Origin of the sequence: Azospirillum sp. TSO22-1, from assembly GCF_003116015.1 — a bacterium.
In the GTDB taxonomy this organism is placed as follows: Bacteria; Pseudomonadota; Alphaproteobacteria; order Azospirillales; family Azospirillaceae; genus Azospirillum.
In genome coordinates, this window is the sequence record NZ_LGQZ01000035.1 from 20464 (window position 1) to 40330 (window position 19867).

Here is a 19867-nt window from a genome sequence, read left to right on the forward strand (position 1 = left end):
CTACGGGGAGATCGCGATACGAAGGCCGGCCTCGCGCCGGCCTTTCGCATTTCCGGGCCTTCCTTAATCTTACTTACTTGCGGCCATCGCCGTGGCGGCGGCAGTCGCGCTCGTCGGTGCCGGGGGCGGCGCGTCCGCCGTTCGACGTGCGGTAGGACGGGTCGTCGCAACGGCCGTTGTTCGCATAGCGATAGCTGTCCCGGTAATCGTCGCGGTGGCGATGGCTCCGGCGGTCGCCGTCGTCATCGTCACTCAGCGTGGTCGCGGCCAGCACGCCGAGGCCGATCACCGCCGCGCCCAGCAGCAGTGCCCCGGCAGCATCGCCGCCGTCGGTGTTGGCGCAGCCGGAGGTCAGCAGCGAGCCCGCCAGCACGCCCGCGATGAGTGGTTTGGAGCGCATGCCGGATCCTCCTTCGCCGTCCGTCTTCGACAAACAAGCCTAAACTTGTTTTTCATCCGAAGCATCGACGGATTTTCCGGCATGGCATCGGTTTGGAACGCCCCTGGCCCCGCCCTGTTGGTCTGCGACAGCCAACACGCGGAGCGATTCATGAGCCAGACGGGAAAACCGAATGCGAACGCGGCGCCCGCCCGCGAGTTGTCCGGCGTGGACATCGAAGCGCTGGAGGAGACCGTCGAGGAGGTCGTCGAGACGCTCGACGTGACCGTTCAGGCGGCCGAGTTCGTCCAGGCCCGCAGCCGCGACCCGGCTGTGCGCGCCCGCGCCGCCGGCATCCAGCAGCAGGCCGAGGCCATGCTGGACGCGGCGAAGGATCAGGTCGTCCGTCCGCCGCGCTCCGTCGGCCGGCGCACGATGCATTGAGCTTCCCACACGGCAAAATGCCCGCCCCGTCGCCGGGGCGGGCCAGTTGTCAGAAGGGAGAGTCCATGGCGTGAGAGAACCCTACCAGCGATCCCCCTCCCCGCGCGAACGTGGAGGCGGATAGGGGCGCGGCGTGGATGGATGCGCCCGAACGCGGCCCGAACGCGGATAGGCTCACCGCTTCCGGTGATGCGGGCTTCGACCGGGCTCCCGCAAACGGGAGCGCTTGCGAACCTGGACCACCACATCGACGATGGCGCCGACCATCATGCCGCCGACCGCCAGCAGGATGGCGGTGCCCAGCGACGCCAGCAGCTCCCCCGGCCCCGACCCGGTGATCGCCGCCCACGCCAGTTGAAAGCCCCCGGTGAACAGGCCGACGACGCCCAGCGCCCGGCTGAAGTACCAGGTGACCGCACGGTTCATACCGGCACCTCCGCCGCCGCCCCGGAAAGCCCATGCGCCGTCGCCGGCGCCTGTCGAAGCATACACCCACACGCTGCGCGCGCGCCGGAAATCCACATGCCGGGCCCGGGCCTCGGCACCCTTGCGCGGCGGCGCGATTGCCCCCACCCTCTGCCTCTTTGCGAGACGACGGAGACGGGTGCATGGAGCGGGTCGGGTGCGTGGTGGTCGGGGCCGGGGTGGTCGGCCTGGCGGTGGCGCGGCGGCTGGCGATGGCCGGGCGCGAGGTGATCGTGCTGGAGGCCGAGGACGCCATCGGCACCGGCACCAGCTCGCGCAACTCCGAAGTCATCCACGCCGGCATCTACTATCCCACCGGCACGCTGCGGGCGACGCTGTGCGTGCCCGGGCGCGACGCGCTGTACGCCTACTGCGACTCGCACGGGGTGGCGCACCAGCGCATCGGCAAGCTGATCGTCGCCACCGCCGAGAACCAGATGCCCCGCTTCGAGGCGATCCGCCGACAGGCGGCGCTGAACGGTGTCGATGACCTGACGCTGTTGAGCGCCGCCGAGGCCGTCGCGCTGGAGCCCAACCTGCACTGCGTGGCGGCGCTGCTCTCCCCGTCCACCGGCATCATCGACAGCCACGCCCTGATGCTGGCGCTGCGCGGCGACGCCGAGGAGCATGGGGCCATGCTGGCCTTCAAGAGCCCGCTGGTCGCCGGCCGCGTCACCGACGCCGGCATCGAGGTGGAGGTCGGCGGCACCGAGCCGATGCGCATCGCCTGCGACGTGCTGGTCAACTGCGCCGGCCTGCACGCCTGGGAGGCGGCCCGCGCGCTGGAGGGCTTCCCGGCGGAGCACGTGCCGCCGAAGTTCCTCGCCAAGGGCAACTACTACGCGCTGGCGCACGGCCGCTCGCCGTTCGCGCGGCTGATCTACCCGATGCCGATCGAGGGCGGGCTGGGCGTGCACATCACGCTGGACCTCGCCGGTCAGGCGCGCTTCGGCCCCGACGTGGAGTGGGTGGAGCGCATCGAGTACAGCGTCGATCCCGCCCGCGCCGACTCCTTCTACGCCTCGGTGCGCAGCTATTGGCCGGGCCTGCCGGACGGCGCCCTGGTGCCGGCCTACTGCGGCATCCGCCCGAAGCTGACCGGCCCCGGCCAGGGTCAGGCCGACTGGCTGATCCAGGGGCCGGAGGCGCACGGCGTGCCGGGCCTGGTCAACCTGTTCGGCATCGAGTCGCCGGGCCTGACCTCCTGCCTCGCCATCGCCGACCACGTGGCGGGGCTGCTGGAATAGAATCGCAGCCTCCCTCGCCTCCGGCGGGGGCGGGGAGCCGGTGCCGAAGGCGATTGTAGGCGACGCGCGGTCGCCCGACTTGCGGGCGATCGGTGGAGGGGGCCCATGATGTGGGGAGAGTGGGGGCATCCGCCTCACCGGCCGGCGGAAAGTCTTGCCAAAATCGGGGTTCCAAACTAGGATCATAGTCCTTTGAGGGGGCTGGGTGCAGCGGTGAACTGAACAGCCTCCGTACACTGTTCCACGGTGTTCCACAGTGTTCCATTCACCCTCCCTCAAGGCCGCGGCCCCCTCCTGACCTCTCCCGGCGGAGCCGGGGGAGGATAAGCGGAACCGTTCACTCTCTTGACCGGGGGGTACCCCTCCCCATTTATTGTGCAAGGCAGCGCCGAGGTCCTCGGGCTGCGAATCTCCGTCGGGCGCCGGCAACGGGCCCTCGCTGCAACTCGCTCACGCATGAGGAGGATGCGCCATGTCGACACGCCTCTCGCTCTTCAACAGCCCCTTGCTGCTCGGCTTCGACCAGTTCGAGCGGACGCTCGACCGCATCGCCAAGAGCTCGGCCGAGGGCTACCCGCCCTACAACATCGAGCAGACCAGCGACGACGGCCTGCGGATCACGCTGGCGGTGGCCGGCTTCACCGCCGACGACCTGTCGGTGCAGATCGAGGACAACCAACTCGTCATCCGCGGCCGCCAGCAGGACGACAAGAGCCGGATCTACCTGCACCGCGGCATCGCCGCCCGCCAGTTCCAGCGCAGCTTCGTGCTGGCCGAGGGGATCGAGGTGGTGGGCGCGTCGCTCGACAACGGCCTCCTGAACATCGACCTGACCCGGCCGCTGCCCGAGCCCAAGGTGCGCACCATCAAGATCCAGCAGCCCAAGCCCGGCGACGGCGGCACCGCCCGCACCATCGACGTGGCCCCCGACCGTTCCGAAGGCTGACCCGGCGCGCCGGACAAGACCCGCTCTTGTGAAGCCCGCTCCTTTGAAGAAAGTGTCGATATGAACACCTCCCCCGCCCTCTTCCGCCACCTCTCGCCCGAGGACTTCGCGGCCTTCGGCGTCGATCACGTGGCCTACGTCAAGCCCGTCAGCGTCAACGGTGTCGCGGCCTTCGCCGTGCACGCCGCCGACGGCACGCCGCTGACCGTGCTGCCCGACCGCGAGGTCGCCTCCGCCGCCGTCCGCCAGAACGACCTGGAGCCGGTGAGCGTCCACTGACGCTCACCTTGAGGTTGCCGGACCGGGATTCCGGCTTGTGTCCACCGGCGCGCCGGCTATTGTAGGCACGGCCGACGGTAGGACCACACGGCCGGTTCGGGGTTTTCAGGAGAGTGGCCGTGGACGGCGGTCAGCAGGCAGACGAGGCCGCACGACGCAAGACATGGGATGACGAGGCGCGCGACGCGCTTCACATCATGCCGCTCTCCATGATTCCGCTCGAAACGCCGGGGCTGCAGCACGCGCGCCTGATCAAGAACGTGCGTCTCGACACCGTCATCGAGATGTTCAACGACGCCCAGACCGGCAGCGGCCAGGTGAAGCCGCGCGACATCGGCGTCTACTTCGAATCCTACAAGGAAGAGGTCGAGCGCGACCTGCTGAAGATCGAGAAGATCGCGCAGGCGGCCAGCTTCGACGTCTACACCTCGCGCATCGAGCTGCGCCGGCTGAAGATCGACATCAGCCACCACGAGGCGCTCACCCTCTCCGAAAAGAAGAAGGCCGAGCTGACGCAGTACATGACCGTGTTCACCCGCCCACTGATGGAATACGTCTACGGGTTGGAGAACGTGGAGGTCAACAGCGTCGATCAGCTTATCAAGATGTTCGCCTCACCCAACCGCGAGGAGGCGCTGCGCAATCTGCGCATGATGGCTGACCGATTGGACATCGGGCTGCAGGACATCCCGAACTTCCTGGAGGACTACGGCGATATCTTCCTGTCGCTGGCCTACTTCAAGAAGTGTCTGGACGACATCGTGCCGGAGGTGCAGCGCTTCCTGGCCTGGATGGCGGAGGTGCGCAACTCCAACGAGATCAAGCGCGACTACCGGCAGGCCAAGATGCTGGACGACATCAGCCGCGACCTGACCGACATCTCGACCTCGATCACCGGCCGGTTCGAGAGCTTCGACGCCCGCTCGCGCGACTTCTGGCGCGACATCAACGCCGAGACCTTCCGCTCGATCCGCGAACTGATCACCGCGCACCACGTGACCATCGGCGGCGTGCTGTGCGGCCTGGCGGTGAAGATGGACCTGTGGAAGGCCCGCTTCGCCCGCGGCGGCGGCGGCCCCAACCGCCGGCTGGAGTTCATCAAGTCCGAGATCCTGCCCGGCATGGCGCGCATCAAGAGCCTGGAGCAGTCGGCGGCGCACCACGCGCACCATTGAGACGCGCCGCCGCTTGACCGCCGTCAACCCGGCGCTGCCCCGATAGCGCCAAGCTGGCGCTTGCATCGTGCGTTACCACTGCGTGCCGGGAAATCCCGCCGCGGGGACCGGAGCTGCAGGCTCCGGTCCCCGCGATTCTTTTTGCAACCCTTCACCGGCGGAGCGCTGTGCGGCAGACTGGCGTTGTGGACGTGGGGAGGGCCCCGCAGCCCCTCGCATCGTCAAGCAGCCTCCAGCCGCCCCTTGATGAAGCGGAACTCCTGCGTCAGGCTGCCGAAGCCGTAGGCGGCGGCCGGCACCTCATGCACCAGGGTGTAGCTCTCCTCGTGCACCGCCCCGAGGATCCGCCCCATGACGGCGTGAACCGCCTCCAGGTAGGCGGCCATCTCGGCCTTGGTGTTGGTGCCGTCCACCACCTTGATGTCGAGCCAGAAGGTGTCGGCACCCTGCTCGGCCAGCGAGCGGCCACCGGCGAACCAGTGCACCGGATCGACGTAGTGCACGGCGACGGCGGTCACCGCCGGGTCCTTGCGCAGGTGGTGGCGGGTCAGTTCGGTCACCTCGGCGGCGATGCGGGCAGAGAGGGCGGCGTCGGGCGTGGCGGTGACGGAAACGTTGATGATGGGCATGGCGGGCTCCCTTGGTTGGATGGTCGGATCCTGCCGCGCTTGACAGTTCTGAAAAATCGGATTTATCTGAATGAACAGTTCAGAAAATGAGAATTGTGCAGCATCTCGACCCGGATCTCCTACGCACCTTTCTGGCTTTCGCCGACGGCGGCTCGCTGGCGCGGGCAGCGGACGTGGTGGGGCGCTCGCCCTCGGCGGTCACCGCACAGATGCAGAAGCTGGAGGAGATTGTCGGCGAGCCGCTCTTCCTCCCCGCCGGCCGCAGCCGGGCGCTGACCGACACCGGCCAGGAGCTGGTGGGGCACGCGCGCCGCATCCTCGACCTGCACCGGACGGCGCTGCTCAGCCTGAAGGGCGGGCGCGCCGAGGGCCGGCTGACGGTGGCGACGACCCAGGATTTCGCCGAGCATGGGCTGGCGCCGCTGCTGCGCCTGTTCACCGGCACGCATCCGCGGCTGCGACTGAACCTGCGCATCGGTCGCAGTGGCGAGCTGTCGGCCGCTTTCGAGGCGGGGAGCATTGATGTGCTGATCGCCATGCGCCTGAAACCGAGCGCCGACGAGGTGACGGTGCTGCGCGAGCCTATGCTGTGGCTGGCCGGCGCGGACGGTTTGGTCCGGACGGAGGGCGAACTGCCGCTGGCGCTGCTCGACCCGCCCTGCGGATTCCGGGACGCGGCGCTGACGGCGCTGGAACGCACCGGCCGCCGCTACCGCATCGCCGCGACGAGCCAGAGCCTGTCCGGGCTGCGTGCCGCGGTGGCTGCGGGGATCGCACTGACAGCGCGCACGGCGCGCTGGGTTGGACAAGGGATCGCGCCCGCCCCCGCGGAGTTCGGGCTGCCGGAACTGGGCGAGGTGAGCTTCACGGTGCGCGTACGGGCGGACGCGCCTCCGGCGGCGCGGGACCTGGGTGGGGTGTTGGGCGAGGGGCTGGCGGTGTGAGGAAAAAGCCCCTCCGCCCTCACGGGCGGAGGGGCTTGAGAACGCTACGCCGCCAAGTTCCGCAGCACGAAGTTCAGCACGCCGCCGTTGCGGTAGTATTCGATCTCGTCCAGCGTATCGATGCGCAGCAGCAGCGTGTGCGTCTCCTTGGCTCCGTCGGCGCGGGTGATGGTCAGCGTCACGTCCTTGCGCGGCTTCAGGTCCTGCTCGACGCCGACGACGTCGAAGGTCTCCGACCCGTCCAGCCTCAGCGCCAGCCGGTTCAGCCCGTCCTTGAACTGCAAGGGCAGGATGCCCATGCCGACGAGGTTGGAGCGGTGGATGCGCTCGAAGCTCTCGGCGATCACCGCCTTGACGCCCAGCAGCTTGGTGCCCTTCGCCGCCCAGTCGCGCGACGAGCCGGTGCCGTACTCCTTGCCGGCGATCACCACCAGCGGCACGCCCTCGTCGGCGTAGCGCATGGCGGCGGTGTAGATCGGCATGCGCTCGCCGGACGGCATGTGCTTCGTCTCGCCCCCTTCGACGCCCGGCACCAGCTCGTTCTTGATGCGGATGTTGGCGAAGGTGCCGCGCATCATCACCTCGTGGTTGCCGCGCCGCGCGCCGTACGAGTTGAAGTCCTGCGGACGCACCTGATAGCCCAGCAGGTACTCGCCGCCCGGGCTGGTCTTCTTGATCGAGCCGGCGGGCGAGATGTGGTCGGTGGTGATGGAATCACCCAGCACCGCCAGCGCCCGCGCGCCGTGCACGTCCGACACCGCGCCCGGCGTCTTCGGCATGCCCTGGAAGAAGGGCGGCAGCTTCACGTAGGTCGAGCCCTCCAGCCACGTGTAGGTCTCGCCCCCGGCGGTGGCGATGCCCTGCCACTCCGCCGGGCCCTTGAACACGTCGGCGTAGCGGGAACGGTACATCTCCGGCGACAGCGCGGCGTTGATGGCGTCGTTCACCTCGCGGCTGCTCGGCCAGATGTCCTTCAGGTACACCGGCTGGCCGTCGGATCCGGTGCCGATCGGGTCTTTCGCAAGGTCGACATACATGTTTCCGGCCAGCGCGTAGGCGACGCACAGCGGCGGGCTGGCGAGATAGTTCGCGCGGGTGTGCGGGTTGACGCGCCCCTCGAAGTTGCGGTTGCCGGAGAGCACCGCGGCGACCACGAGATCGCCCTCCTCCACCGCCGCGGCGATGGGGTCGGGTAGCGGGCCGGAGTTGCCGATGCAGGTGGTGCAGCCGTAGCCGACGATGTTGAAGCCCAGCTGGTCCAGGTACGGCTGCAGCCCGGCCTTGGCGAGATAGTCGGTGACCACCTGCGAGCCCGGCGCCAGCGAGGTCTTGACCCACGGCTTGGTGACCAGCCCCTTCTCCACCGCCTTGCGCGCCACCAGCCCGGCGGCCATCAGCACGGCGGGGTTGGAGGTGTTGGTGCACGACGTGATGGCGGCGATCACCACCGCCCCATGCTCCAGTGCGTAGTCGGCGCCCTGCACCTTCGCCGCGCGCTTGGGATCGGCGCATTTGAAAGTGTCGGTGACGTCCTTGGCGAAGGAGGCGGCGACCACGGAGAGCGGCACGCGGTCCTGCGGCCGCTTCGGCCCGGCCAGCGACGGCTCGACCACGGCGAGGTCGAGTTCCAGCGTGTCGGTGAACACCGGGTCGGGCGAGCCCGCCTCGCGCCACATGCCCTGCGCCTTGGCGTAGGCTTCGACCAGCGCGACGCGCTCGGGATCGCGCCCGGTGAACTTCAGGAAGTTGATGGTCTCGGCATCCACCGGGAAGATGCCGCAGGTGGCGCCGTACTCCGGGGCCATGTTGCCGATGGTGGCGCGGTCGGCCAGCGTCAGCCCGTCCAGCCCGTCGCCGTAGAACTCCACGAACTTGCCGACCACGCCCTTGGCGCGCAGCATCTGCGTCACCGTCAGCACGAGGTCGGTGGCGGTCGAGCCCTCCTTCAGCCGGCCGGTCAGCCGGAAGCCGACCACCTCGGGGATCAGCATGGAGATCGGCTGGCCGAGCATCGCCGCCTCCGCCTCGATGCCGCCCACACCCCAGCCCAGCACGCCCTGGCCGTTGACCATAGTGGTGTGGCTGTCGGTGCCGACCAGCGTGTCGGGGTAGGCAACCAGCGTTCCGGCCGGGTCGGTGTCCGTCCACACGGTCTGCGCCAGGTACTCGACGTTGACCTGGTGGCAGATGCCGGTGCCCGGCGGCACGACGCGGAAGTTGTCGAACGCCTTCTGGCCCCAGCGCAGGAAGGCGTAGCGCTCGCCGTTGCGCTCGAACTCCAGCTGGACGTTCTTGGCGAAGGAATCCTTGCTGCCGAAATAGTCGACCATCACCGAGTGGTCGATGACCAGGTCGACCGGCACCAGCGGGTTGATCTTCTTCGGATCGCCGCCCAGTTCCACCATCGCCTCGCGCATGGCGGCGAGGTCGCAGACCGCCGGCACGCCGGTGAAGTCCTGCATCAGCACGCGCGCCGGACGGTAGGCGATCTCGCGGGTGGAGCGCTTGTCCGCCAGCCATTGCGCCATTGCGCGCACGTCGTCCACGCTGACCGAGCGCCCGTCCTCGAAGCGCAGCAGGTTCTCCAGCAGGACCTTCATGGAATAGGGCAGCCGCGACAGATCGCCCAGCCCCGCTTCTTCGGCAGCCTTGATGCTGTAGTAGTCGTAGCTCCTGCCGCCCACCGTCAGCGTGCGGCGGGTCCTGAGCGAATCCTGTCCAACGAAGGTGGTCACGGGTGCCTCCGATGCTGATGCCGATCCAAAGGCTTGGTTTCGAGTGGATATAGGCGTGCCGGTGCTGCACCGGTATAGGGCGGAAGGCGGAGTTTGGTTCCCTGGCCCGGCGGAATTCCGTATCGTTCCGGCAAAGCTTCACAATCCGTCCGGGAGGACATCCGCCATGTTCGAAAGCACCTGCGATCTCTACGACCGCTTCGAGGCCACCGCCCGTGTCGCCGACGCGGCGTTCCGCGACTACGGCCGCCGTCACCGTTTCTCGGGCGAGGCGGTGACCGTGAAGTGCTTCGAGGACAATTCGCGGGTGAAGGAGCTGCTCGCCACCCCCGGCAAGGGCAAGGTGCTGGTGGTGGACGGCGGCGGCAGCCTGCGCGCCGCGCTGATGGGCGACCTGATCGCCAAGTCCGCGGTGAAGAACGAGTGGGAGGGCGTCATCATCCACGGCTGCGTGCGCGACACCGGCGTGCTCATCACCCTCGACCTCGGCATCAAGGCGCTCGGCGCCATCCCGCGCAAGACGGTGCGCAACGGCGAGGGCCAGACCGGCCTGGCCATCAGCTTCGCCGGCATCCGCGTGAACCCCGGCGACCGCATCTTCGCCGACGAGGACGGCGTGCTGGTGCTGGACCCGTCGGAAGCCCCGTAACAACGCGCGACCGCCGCCCGCAGCTGAGTCGCCTATCGCTTGCTGCGGCGCGGTGGCGGCGATATAACACCTCGCCGTTTTGGGCGGGGATGCCCGAACGCCAGGAACAGAAAGCCAGAAAACAGAAGGGACGGGAGCGGACGCACACGTCCACGAGAACCCACCGGAATGGGTCGGAACGGTCAGCCTAAGAACCTAAAAGAACAAGAAACGCACGTCGATCGACAACCCGCAACGAGAGGACCTAGCCGTGCTTGAAGCCTATCGCCAGCATGTGGCTGAGCGTGCTGCGCTCGGAATTCCGCCCCTTCCGCTGACCGCCAAGCAGACCGAGGAACTGATCGGCCTGCTCAAGGCCCCGCCCGCCGGCGAGGCCGAGTTCCTGGTCGACCTGATCACCCACCGCGTGCCGGCCGGCGTGGACGACGCCGCCAAGGTGAAGGCCGCGTTCCTGGCCAAGGTCGCCAAGGGCGAGGAAGCCTCCGCGCTGATCTCCAGGGTCAAGGCGACGGAGCTGCTGGGCACCATGCTGGGCGGCTTCAACATCAAGCCGCTGATCGAGCTGCTGGCCGACGCCGAGTGCGGCGCCGCAGCCGCCGCCGGCTTGAAGACGACCCTCCTGATGTTCGATTACTTCCACGACGTCAAGGAGCTGGCCGACGCCGGCAACGCCAACGCCAAGGCGGTTCTCCAGAGCTGGGCCGACGCCGAGTGGTTCACCTCGCGCCCCGAGGTCCCGGCCAGCCTGACGCTGACCGTCTTCAAGGTGACCGGCGAGACCAACACCGACGACCTGTCGCCGGCCCCGGACGCGTGGTCGCGCCCGGACATCCCGCTGCACGCGCTGGCCATGCTGAAGAACCCGCGCCCGGGCATCGAGCCCGAGGAGCCGGGCGCCCGTGGCCCGGTCAAGCAGCTGGAAGGCCTGAAGGCCAAGGGGAACCTCGTCGCCTACGTCGGCGACGTGGTGGGCACCGGCTCGTCGCGCAAGTCGGCGACCAACTCGGTCCTGTGGTTCACCGGCGAGGACATCCCCTTCGTCCCCAACAAGCGCTTCGGCGGCGTCTGCCTGGGCTCGAAGATCGCCCCGATCTTCTACAACACCATGGAAGACGCCGGCGCGCTGCCGATCGAGCTGGACGTCTCCAAGATGGAGATGGGCGACGTCGTCGAGCTGCGCCCCTATGAGGGCAAGGCGCTGAAGGACGGCGCGGTGATCGCCGAGTTCACCGTCAAGTCCGACGTGATCTTCGACGAGGTGCGCGCCGGCGGCCGCATTCCGCTGATCGTCGGCCGCGGCCTGACGGCCAAGGCGCGCGAGGCGCTGGGCCTCGCCCCGTCCACCCTGTTCCGCCAGCCGGCCACCCCGGCCGACACCGGCAAGGGCTTCAGCCTCGCGCAGAAGATGGTCGGCCGCGCCTGCGGCCTGCCCGAGGGTCAGGGTGTCCGCCCCGGCACCTACTGCGAGCCGAAGATGACCACGGTGGGGTCGCAGGACACCACCGGCCCGATGACCCGCGACGAGCTGAAGGACCTGGCCTGCCTGGGCTTCTCGGCCGACCTCGTCATGCAGTCGTTCTGCCACACCGCCGCTTACCCGAAGCTGGTGGACGTGAAGATGCACAAGGAGCTGCCGGCGTTCATCTCGACGCGCGGCGGCGTCGCGCTGCGTCCGGGCGACGGCGTCATCCACAGCTGGCTGAACCGCCTGCTGCTGCCGGACACCGTGGGCACCGGCGGCGACAGCCACACCCGCTTCCCCATCGGCATCTCGTTCCCGGCCGGCTCGGGCCTCGTGGCCTTCGCCGCCGCCACCGGCGTCATGCCGCTGGACATGCCGGAGAGCGTGCTGGTGCGCTTCAAGGGCACCATGCAGCCGGGCATCACGCTGCGTGACCTGGTCAACGCCATCCCGCTCTACGCCATCCGCCAGGGCCTGCTGACGGTGGAGAAGAAGGGCAAGAAGAACCTGTTCTCCGGCCGCATCCTGGAGATCGAGGGCCTGCCCGACCTCAAGGTCGAGCAGGCGTTCGAGCTGTCCGACGCCTCGGCCGAGCGTTCCGCCGCCGCCTGCACGGTGCGGCTGAACAAGGAGCCGATCATCGAGTACATGCGCTCGAACATCGCTCTGATGCGCTGGATGATCTCGGAAGGCTACGCCGACGCCCGCACGCTGGGCCGCCGCATCAAGGCGATGGAGCAGTGGATCGCTGCCCCGAACCTGCTGGAGCCGGACGCCAACGCCGAGTACGCCGCGGTGATCGAGATCGATCTGGCCGACATCAAGGAGCCGATCGTCGCCTGCCCGAACGACCCGGACGACGTGAAGGTGCTGTCCGAGGTCGCCGGCGATAAGATCGACGAGGTGTTCATCGGCTCGTGCATGACCAACATCGGCCACTTCCGCGCGGCCGGCAAGATCCTCGACGGCAAGTCGGACATCCCGACCCGTCTGTGGATCGCGCCGCCGACCAAGATGGACGCGATGATCCTGAACGAGGAGGGCTACTACAGCGTGCTCGGCAAGTCCGGCGCGCGCATGGAGATGCCGGGCTGTTCGCTGTGCATGGGCAACCAGGCGCAGGTGCGCAAGGGCTCGACGGCGATGTCGACCTCGACCCGCAACTTCCCGAACCGCCTGGGCATCGACACCCGCGTCTACCTCGGCTCGGCCGAGTTGGCCGCGGTGTGCGCGCTGATGGGCAAGATCCCGACCACCGCCGAGTATCTGGAGCAGGTGACCGTGATCAACCAGAAGGCTGCGGACATCTACCGCTACATGAACTTCGACCAGATCCCGGAGTTCGCCAACGTGGAGCTGACCGAGGCGTAAGCTTCGGTTAGGTCGCGAAACGAAGCGCCCTCGCCGGTCTCCCGGCGGGGGCCTTTTTGTTTTTTCCTTTCCCCTGCGGGAAGAGGGTCGGATGGACAAGATCCTCACTCTCCCGATCCCGCCGCTTCAGGTCGTCAAGGCGATCCCCGCCTCCTGAACCACCGGGAACAGGCCTGCAGGGCAGAGTGGCACCCCCGTTCTCCACGGCGCGAAGACAAGGCGTTTCCCGTGCCTTGGCAATTGGATGGGCCGCCTTTGACTTGGCGCGATGGCTTCGATACCACTTTAGAGAAATCCTAAGGGAGTATCGGCTTATGAGACAAAGCGCGGCTTTCTGGTGCGTCATGCTCCTGGCGACGGTATCCGGGACGGCGTTGGCACAGGGCGTCGAACCCGTGGTTCTCGATGGCGCCAAGGGGTGGAGCGGAAGCCGCGTCACCGGGGCCGATGGCCGCTTCGCGCGCTGCACGGCCACCCGCACCGACGGCGGCGGCGTCCTCGCCCTGTCACAGGACCGCAACCGCGCCCTGACGCTCGGCGCCCGGCACCCGAAATGGACGCTGCCGGCCGGCGGCACCGAGACCGTCCGCGCCTCCGTCGACAAGGGCAGCGGCAACCCGGTCGCGGCGCCGGTGGTGGCCGGCGAGGGGATCGTCCTTGATCTGTCCACGATGTCCGAGATGGTCGGGGGTCTGCGCAACGGCCGCGTGCTCACCATCCGCGCCGGCGCGGTCAACGCCGCCTTCCCGCTGGCCGGCACCCGCAAGGCGCTGGACGGATTGGCCGCCTGCGTCACTGCCGCGCTCGCCGCCGAGGCCGCGAAGCCACCCGCCGCCGCCCCCGCACCGGTTGCCGCACCGGTGCCGACTCCTGCTCCCACTCCGGAGCCCGCTCCCGTCGCCGTTCCGGCCCCGGCACCGGCTCCCGCGCCGGTACCCACTGCGGAACCGGCCGCCACCCCGGTGCCGGCTCCCGTTCCGGAACCGGCTCCCGCACCGACACCGGCGGCGGCCCCCGCCGCTGCCCCGGAACCGCCCGCCATGCCCGCTCCGGAAGCGGTCACCGCTCCGGCCCCGGCCGCCGCTTCGACACCGGCCGCGGATCCGGCTCCTGTGGAACCGCCGGCTCCGGCCGCACCACCGGCCGAAGCGACGCCGCCCATTGCGCCGGCCCCGGCCGCGCCCGCACCGGTTGCGGAACCTGCCGCGCCGGCGCCGGTCACACCAGCGGAACCACCGGCATCCACTCCGCCGGCTGCACTGCCCGCCGAGCCGGCACCCGCTCCGATCACGGCGGCCGAGCCCGCTCCCACGCCCAGCGCCGCCCCGGCCGCGGAACCGCCCGCCACGCCCACGTCGGCGCCGGCTGCGCCGGAAGCCGCCGCTCCGGCTCCCGCGTCCGGCGACGGCGCGGCTCCGGCACGCTGACAAGAGCATCCCCCGTGGCGCAGGGCGTCGGCCATGCGCCACGGGGGCTCAGTGCCGGGCACTCGCCCCGGTGCCCGGAAAGAAGGGGATCAACCGTGCCGGGCGGCGTCCGGCCGCAGTTCCGTTTCCGCGTCCGGCCGCGTCAGCAGGCTCCACAACGTCGCCAACACCTCCTTGACGAGACGCGCGTCGGCGTCGTTCTCGGCGGGCTGGGCCGGGAGCATCGGCTGGAAGGACGGGATATCGAACGGCGCGGCGTGCATGGCGGGCTCCATCGGCTGGATGATGGAATGCATTTTAGATAATTGTCGCGGAACCATCTGTGACGGCCATCACTCCGGCCTGCCCGCCATGCTGGAAAGGGCCGCGGGATCAATCGGTCCCTGCGCGGCCCGCCCCCTTCAACGCATCCGCCAGATGAACCTGCCCGCTGCCCGGCCGCAGCGGCTGCTGCTGGCTTTCGTGCGGCGCCCAAGCGGCGAGGTAGAGGATCTGGAAAGTCGCGGGGATGCGGCCGTCCGGCTCGGCGAAGCGCTCGGCGTACAGGCGCGCCGCCTCGAACAGCAGGGTGCGGGAGACCGGCACCGTGCGGCGCGCCAGCACCGCGTTGGTCTCGCCCATGCCGCGCAGGTCGCGCATCAGGGCGAAGGCGTCGCTGTAGGTCACCGTGATGGTGTCGCTGTCCACCACCGGCAGCGCGAAGCCGGCGCGCTGCAGCAAGTGCCCTGCGTCGCGCACATCGGCGAAGGGGGAGACGCGCGGGCTCATGCCGCCGGACACCACCTGCTCCGCCTCGATCAGGCAGTGGCGCAGCTCGACCAGCGTCTCACCGCCGAGCATGGAGGCGCACAGGAAACCGTCGGGCTTCAGCGCCCGACGGATCTGGACGAGCGCTCCCGGCAGGTCGTTCACCCAATGCAGGCTGAGGTTGCTGACCACCAGATCGACGCTGGCCGGAGCGAAGGGCAGGAACTCCTCGTCCGCCGCGACCGCCGGGGAGCCGGCGCGGGCCGCCAGGGCCGGCGACAGGTCGGCGGCGACCAGCGTCTCGATCCCTTTCCGCCCGGCCAAGGCCCGGCGCATAGCGCCATCGTGCGATCCCAGGTCGAGCGCCACCGGGAAGTCGCGCTTGATGTCGAGCAGGCGGTCGGTCAGCCGCTCGGCGATCTCCCCGAACAGGAAGCCGTGTTCGGCGAAGGCGGGGGCGGCGCGGTCCCGGTGCCGGCGCACCAGCGCGCGGTCGAAGACGGTCATCGTGTCGGATTGGCTCATGATGTCCGCAATATAGTCCAGCCGGGCGCGCGCACAACATTCGGCACGCATCGGCCGGCGTGCTAGAGTGCCGCCGCGAGCCGCAGCGGAGCCTTGGCCATGGGCATCGAGGACGCCATCGCCGCCACCATCGAGGCGCTGATGGTCATCATCAAGATCACCTTCCCGACGCTGATGATCACCACCGCCATCGGCCTGGTGGTGACGCTGTTCCAGTCGGTCACCCAGATCAACGACCAGACCATCCAGCAGAACCTGAAGATGGCGGCGACCTTCGCCATCCTGTTCGCCACCATCCCGGCGATGATCATCGCGCTGAGGGACTACACGATGGTCATCTTCGACCGCATCGCCAACCTGCCCTGAGGACGGTCCCGATGGCGCTCCCCATGGCGGCGCTGGGCCGGATCGCGCTGGCCGCCCTCGATGCGCTGCTGCCGCCGCGCTGCCTGTCCTGCGGTACCGCGGTGGACCGCCAGGGAGGCCTGTGCGGTCCGTGCTGGTCGGCGCTGACCTTCATCGCACCACCGGCCTGCGTCTGCTGCGGCCTGCCGTTCGAGTACGCGGTGGAGGGCGAAACCCTCTGCGGCGCCTGCATCGCGTCGCCGCCGCCGTTCGCCCGCGCCCGGTCGGTGCTGGTGTACGACGATGCCAGCCGGCCATTGCTGCTGGGATTCAAGCACGGCGATCGCACGCACGCCGCCAAGCCGTTCGGGGTCTGGTTGGCGCGCGCCGGGGCGGAGCTGCTGGCCGATGCCGACCTGCTGGCGCCGGTGCCGCTGCACCGCTGGCGGCTGTTCCTGCGGCGCTACAACCAAGCGGCGCTGCTGGCGCGGGAGGCCGGGCGGGCGTCCGGCGTGGCGGTGGCGCCGGACCTGCTGGTGCGCCGCCGCCGCACCCGCTCGCAGGGCGGGCTGGACCGCGGCGGGCGGCAGCGCAATGTGGCCGGCGCCTTCGCGCTGCGCCGGACGGGGGCGGTGGAGGGAAAGCGCGTGGTGCTGGTCGACGATGTGCTGACCACCGGCGCCACCGTGGGCGAATGCGCCCGGGTGCTGCGGCGCGCCGGCGCCGAACGGGTGGACGTGCTGACGCTGGCGCGCGTGGTGAAGGGGTGACTCGGGCCCCCGAAACCCTGGTTCTGCCGCGCGGTTGCATCATATAAGCGAAGGAACAGACCCGGAGATCCGCCGACCATGGCCGACGTCGTCATCTACACCACCCCGTTCTGCCCTTACTGCTCGCGCGCCAAGCGGCTCCTCGATTCCAAGGGCGTGGCGTACGAGGAGGTCGACCTCTACATGCACCCCGGCCGCCGTGACGAGATGATCCAGCGCGCCGAGGGTCGCACCACCGTCCCGCAGATCTTCATCGACGGCAAGCCGTACGGCGGCAGCGACGACATCCACGCACTTGACCGCGCTGGCAAGCTCGACCCCGTGCTGGGTCTCGCGTGATGGGCGGCGCGCTGCGGGTCGCCTGCGTCCAGGTCAACGCCGGCACCGAGATCGCGGAGAACCTGACGGCCGCCGGCGACCTGATCCGGCGCGCCCGCGACGCCGGCGCGTCCTTCATCGCCACGCCCGAGAACGTCAGCATGATCGTGCAGGGCCGCGACAAGGTGCTGGCCCGCGTCCGTCCGGAAGCCGACCACCCCGGCATCCCGTTCTTCGCCGACCTGGCGCGCGAGACCGGGGCGTGGCTGCTCGCCGGCTCGCTGGGGGTGCTGCTGGACGACGGGCGGGTGGCGAACCGCAGCGTTCTGTTCGACGGCCAGGGGCGGGTCGCGGCGCGCTACGACAAGATCCACATGTTCGACGTCGACCTCAAGGGCGGCGAGAGCTATCGCGAATCCGCCACCTTCCGCCCCGGCGACCACGCCGTGCTGGCCGCTACGCCATGGGGCAGGCTGGGCATGACGGTGTGCTACGATGTGCGCTTCGCCGCGCTGTACCGCGCGCTGGCGCAGGCGGGTGCGTCGCTGATCACGGTGCCGGCGGCCTTCACGGTGCCCACCGGGCAGGCGCACTGGCACGTGCTGCTGCGCGCCCGCGCCATCGAGACCGGCTGCTTCGTTCTCGCCCCGGCGCAGACCGGCGCGCACGACGCCGGCCGCAGGACCTACGGCCACTCGCTCATCATCAGCCCGTGGGGCGAGGTGCTGGCCGACGCGGGGGAGGAGGTGGGCTTCGTCACCGCCGACCTCGACCTCGACCAGGTGGCGGAGGCGCGCGGCATGGTGCCGTCGCTGCGCCACGACCGGCCGTTCGAGGTGGTGAAGTCCTAGGTCCGCCGCCCGCGCATCCAGGCCAGCACCGGCCCGGCCGCGGTGACGAGCGCGAAGGCCAGCACGTTCAGCGACACCACCAGGATCAGGAAGTCCGTGGTGTCGAAGCTGGACAGCCGGGTGCGCAGCGACGACGCCGTAGCCATGCGGTACAGGCCGTACGCCGGCACCGTCAGCGCGCACAGCACCACCGCCACCCGGTTGGGCCACCAGGTGTGGACGTGCACCGGCTCCGGCGGCGGGTCGGCGAGGGGGCGGGCGGAGGCGATCACCAAGGCGACGTAGCCGGCGAAGCCCAGTGCCAGCGCCTGCCGCAGCCAGCCTTGCGTCGGCCGGTTGATCCAGTCGCCCAGCAGGTGGATGCCGAGCACCAGCGCCAGCGCCCCCAGCAGCACCGGCAGTGCCGACAGCGGGCGCCGGGCGTGCTCGACGAAGGCGGCGAGACCGGCCAGCACCGCCAGCGCCACGTAGGTGCCGCCGGTGGTCCGCGGATCGAACAGCAGCACCCACAGCGTCCCCAGCATCAGCGCCACGAAGGCCGCCGACGGCCGGTCGAGGCGCCTGTACGCCAGCACCGCCGCCACGAGAGCGGCAAGAGCGGCGGCGACGCGTACACCGGTTAGCGGCGCGTACGCCCACCCCAGAGTCTCCAGCGTCGCGGTGAGGTCGAAGCCGCCGGCGGCCTGCGGCAGCGCCGCGAGAAGTTCGGTGTACTGGCGGGCGACGTACGCCGGATCGGCGTGCAGGAACGGCCCGAGCAGCACCGCCGCCAGCCCGACCAGAAGCCAGGGCAGGATGCGCGGGCAGGCCACGCCGAGCAGCACGGCCGGCACCAGCGCCGCCGGGTTCAGCGCCGCCGCCAGCGCCAGCATCAGCCCGCCGCGGCCGTCATGGCGCATGGCGACGTCCACCGCGGCGTGCAGCAGCACCCCCAGCGCGATCAACTCCCAGTGGCCCAGCAGCAAGTCCAGCGTGGCGGCGGGGATGGCCAGCGCCAGCACGTACTGCGCGACGCGTCCGCCATCGTCGGGCCGCAGCAAGCGGGCCGCGCGGTACACCGCCAGCGTCAGCACCGCCGCCGACAGCAGGCGCCAGACCTGGTCGGCGGCGACCGGCGGCAGCCATGCGAAGGGACTGAACAGGATCGCCGAGGCGGGCAGGTGCAGCAGTGGAGCGGCGCTGTCGTACAGCGGCTCTCCCGCCCACCAGTCCAGGCTGGCGGCGATGAAGCCGCGGGTGGCGGGCAGCAGCGGCTTGAACAGCGCCAGCGCGGCGATGCCGAGGTTGGCGAGGATCCACAGCGCCAAGCCCCAGTTAGCCCGCAGGACATGGCCGACGGCTCCGGCACGGCCGCGCGGCCGATCGCCCGCCGCCTCCCGGTGCATCCCGGCGCCGTCCATCACCGCCTCGTTCGGATTGAGCGAATCACCCCGAAAGCTTTACCGGTTTTCCGCTTCGTTTCAATGCTTGGTCTGGGCCCGGGTCTGGGCCTGGCTCCGGGCCGGGTTCAACGCGCCGGCAGCGGGCGCGGTTCCGGATCGCCGTCCAGGCCCTGCCCCGGCGCCAGATCGGCGACGGCGGCCAGCCGCTGCACCACCGCAGCGCGCGGGCTGGCGACCTCGCCATGCTCATAGGCAACGACCTGCAGCCGGCCGCGCGCCACCTCCAGCAGTTCCCCCTGGCGCAGCAGGAAGCCGGGCGAGGACGGCTTGCCGAAGCGGGCGTTGCCCATGGCGAAGGTCTCGTAGAGCAGCACCCCACCCGGCGCCAGGGCGTCCAGGAGGCGGGGGAACAGCGGGCGGTGCAGGTAGTTCGCCACCACGATGCCGGCGAAGCGCCGGTCCGGCGGCAGCGGCCAGGGGTTGCCCTGCTCCAGGTCGGCGGCCAGCAGCTCGACGCCCGGCGTGCCGGTGAGGTCGGCGACGCCGCGCAGGTCGATGTCGATGCCCAGCACCGGGTGCCCCAGGCGGTGGAACAGCCGCAGGTGCCGTCCCGACCCGCAGGCGAGGTCGAGCACTGGCCCACCGGCCGGCACCAGCGGCGCGAACCGCCCGACCCAGGCGGAAGCGGCCTGCAGGACGGCGTGCGGGTGTGATTCGCCCATGATTCTTCCCATATTCCCAACATGCCGGCTTGGTGTTCCAACCGTTTGACGGGGC

Annotated in this window: 21 protein-coding genes; 13 read left to right on the forward strand and 8 right to left on the reverse strand. The window is 70.0% G+C overall.

The annotated features are described in order from the left end of the window. Positions 1-73 precede the first annotated feature (73 nt). Positions 74-400, reverse strand: coding sequence for a hypothetical protein (locus tag TSO221_RS11010; RefSeq protein ID WP_109118540.1), 327 nt, complete (start codon positions 398-400; stop codon positions 74-76). Between the two features lie 150 nt (positions 401-550). Between TSO221_RS11010 and TSO221_RS11015 the strand changes: the two genes are divergently transcribed. Beyond that, positions 551-823: a hypothetical protein gene (locus TSO221_RS11015; protein WP_146208768.1), complete on the forward strand. Its 273-nt coding sequence runs from the start codon at positions 551-553 to the stop codon at positions 821-823. Between the two features lie 174 nt (positions 824-997). Here the strand turns inward: TSO221_RS11015 and TSO221_RS11020 are convergent, their stop codons facing one another. Further along, positions 998-1249, reverse strand: coding sequence for a hypothetical protein (locus TSO221_RS11020; protein ID WP_109118542.1), 252 nt, complete (start codon positions 1247-1249; stop codon positions 998-1000). Positions 1250-1431: 182 nt separating this feature from the next. Between TSO221_RS11020 and TSO221_RS11025 the strand changes: the two genes are divergently transcribed. The 4 genes from TSO221_RS11025 to TSO221_RS11040 all read left to right on the forward strand — a co-directional run bounded on the left by TSO221_RS11025 (position 1432) and on the right by TSO221_RS11040 (position 4935). Continuing rightward, on the forward strand, positions 1432-2535 hold the full coding sequence (locus TSO221_RS11025) for an NAD(P)/FAD-dependent oxidoreductase (RefSeq protein ID WP_109118543.1): 1104 nt from the start codon (positions 1432-1434) through the stop codon (positions 2533-2535). A 472-nt stretch (positions 2536-3007) separates the two neighbouring features. Continuing rightward, complete coding sequence (locus TSO221_RS11030) at positions 3008-3481, forward strand: Hsp20 family protein (RefSeq protein ID WP_109118544.1); 474 nt, start codon at positions 3008-3010, stop codon at positions 3479-3481. Between the two features lie 60 nt (positions 3482-3541). Continuing rightward, positions 3542-3760 (forward strand): DUF1150 family protein, encoded by a 219-nt coding sequence (locus TSO221_RS11035; protein WP_109118545.1) that lies wholly within the window; start codon positions 3542-3544, stop codon positions 3758-3760. A 119-nt stretch (positions 3761-3879) separates the two neighbouring features. Continuing rightward, positions 3880-4935, forward strand: a complete 1056-nt coding sequence (locus TSO221_RS11040; RefSeq protein ID WP_109118546.1) for a hypothetical protein — start codon at positions 3880-3882, stop codon at positions 4933-4935. A 221-nt stretch (positions 4936-5156) separates the two neighbouring features. Here TSO221_RS11040 and TSO221_RS11045 read toward each other — a convergent pair whose 3' ends face one another. Beyond that, on the reverse strand, positions 5157-5564 hold the full coding sequence (locus TSO221_RS11045; protein WP_109118547.1) for a 4-oxalocrotonate tautomerase family protein: 408 nt from the start codon (positions 5562-5564) through the stop codon (positions 5157-5159). 95 nt (positions 5565-5659) lie between these two features. Here TSO221_RS11045 and TSO221_RS11050 point away from each other — a divergent pair, with 95 nt between their 5' ends. Then, positions 5660-6508: a LysR substrate-binding domain-containing protein gene (locus TSO221_RS11050; RefSeq protein WP_109118548.1), complete on the forward strand. Its 849-nt coding sequence runs from the start codon at positions 5660-5662 to the stop codon at positions 6506-6508. Between the two features lie 44 nt (positions 6509-6552). Here TSO221_RS11050 and acnA read toward each other — a convergent pair whose 3' ends face one another. Then, positions 6553-9243 (reverse strand): aconitate hydratase AcnA, encoded by a 2691-nt coding sequence (gene acnA, locus TSO221_RS11055; RefSeq protein ID WP_109118549.1) that lies wholly within the window; start codon positions 9241-9243, stop codon positions 6553-6555. 166 nt (positions 9244-9409) lie between these two features. Here acnA and rraA point away from each other — a divergent pair, with 166 nt between their 5' ends. The 3 genes from rraA to TSO221_RS34935 all read left to right on the forward strand — a co-directional run bounded on the left by rraA (position 9410) and on the right by TSO221_RS34935 (position 14152). Further along, positions 9410-9892: a ribonuclease E activity regulator RraA gene (gene rraA / locus TSO221_RS11060; RefSeq protein WP_109118550.1), complete on the forward strand. Its 483-nt coding sequence runs from the start codon at positions 9410-9412 to the stop codon at positions 9890-9892. 250 nt (positions 9893-10142) lie between these two features. Beyond that, the gene (gene acnB, locus TSO221_RS11065; protein ID WP_109118551.1) at positions 10143-12725 is read left to right on the forward strand and encodes a bifunctional aconitate hydratase 2/2-methylisocitrate dehydratase; all 2583 of its coding nucleotides are present in this window, start codon (positions 10143-10145) and stop codon (positions 12723-12725) included. A 395-nt stretch (positions 12726-13120) separates the two neighbouring features. Beyond that, positions 13121-14152: a hypothetical protein gene (locus TSO221_RS34935; protein WP_146208769.1), complete on the forward strand. Its 1032-nt coding sequence runs from the start codon at positions 13121-13123 to the stop codon at positions 14150-14152. An 89-nt stretch (positions 14153-14241) separates the two neighbouring features. On the opposite strand, the gene TSO221_RS11070 is transcribed toward TSO221_RS34935, so the two are convergent. Both TSO221_RS11070 and TSO221_RS11075 read right to left on the reverse strand, forming a co-directional pair. Further along, positions 14242-14448, reverse strand: a complete 207-nt coding sequence (locus TSO221_RS11070) for a hypothetical protein (protein WP_109118552.1) — start codon at positions 14446-14448, stop codon at positions 14242-14244. Between the two features lie 76 nt (positions 14449-14524). After that, positions 14525-15424, reverse strand: a complete 900-nt coding sequence (locus TSO221_RS11075; protein WP_109118553.1) for a methyltransferase domain-containing protein — start codon at positions 15422-15424, stop codon at positions 14525-14527. Between the two features lie 99 nt (positions 15425-15523). Between TSO221_RS11075 and TSO221_RS11080 the strand changes: the two genes are divergently transcribed. From TSO221_RS11080 to TSO221_RS11095, 4 genes are all read left to right on the forward strand, one after another. Next, a complete protein-coding gene (locus tag TSO221_RS11080; RefSeq protein WP_109118554.1) occupies positions 15524-15790 on the forward strand; it encodes a flagellar biosynthetic protein FliQ in 267 nt (88 codons plus the stop codon). A gap of 11 nt (positions 15791-15801) precedes the next feature. Further along, the gene (locus TSO221_RS11085; protein WP_199229445.1) at positions 15802-16539 is read left to right on the forward strand and encodes a ComF family protein; all 738 of its coding nucleotides are present in this window, start codon (positions 15802-15804) and stop codon (positions 16537-16539) included. Between the two features lie 78 nt (positions 16540-16617). Further along, on the forward strand, positions 16618-16878 hold the full coding sequence (gene grxC / locus TSO221_RS11090) for a glutaredoxin 3 (protein WP_109118555.1): 261 nt from the start codon (positions 16618-16620) through the stop codon (positions 16876-16878). Further along, positions 16878-17708, forward strand: a complete 831-nt coding sequence (locus tag TSO221_RS11095; RefSeq protein ID WP_109118556.1) for a carbon-nitrogen hydrolase family protein — start codon at positions 16878-16880, stop codon at positions 17706-17708. Before grxC ends, TSO221_RS11095 begins: the two co-directional genes overlap by 1 nt. Here the strand turns inward: TSO221_RS11095 and TSO221_RS11100 are convergent. Both TSO221_RS11100 and TSO221_RS11105 read right to left on the reverse strand, forming a co-directional pair. Then, positions 17705-19108, reverse strand: a complete 1404-nt coding sequence (locus TSO221_RS11100; RefSeq protein ID WP_109118557.1) for a glycosyltransferase 87 family protein — start codon at positions 19106-19108, stop codon at positions 17705-17707. The two genes, TSO221_RS11095 and TSO221_RS11100, sit on opposite strands and share 4 nt — an antisense overlap. Before the next feature lie 107 nt (positions 19109-19215). Continuing rightward, positions 19216-19812, reverse strand: coding sequence for a methyltransferase domain-containing protein (locus tag TSO221_RS11105; RefSeq protein WP_199229446.1), 597 nt, complete (start codon positions 19810-19812; stop codon positions 19216-19218). Positions 19813-19867 lie beyond the last annotated feature (55 nt).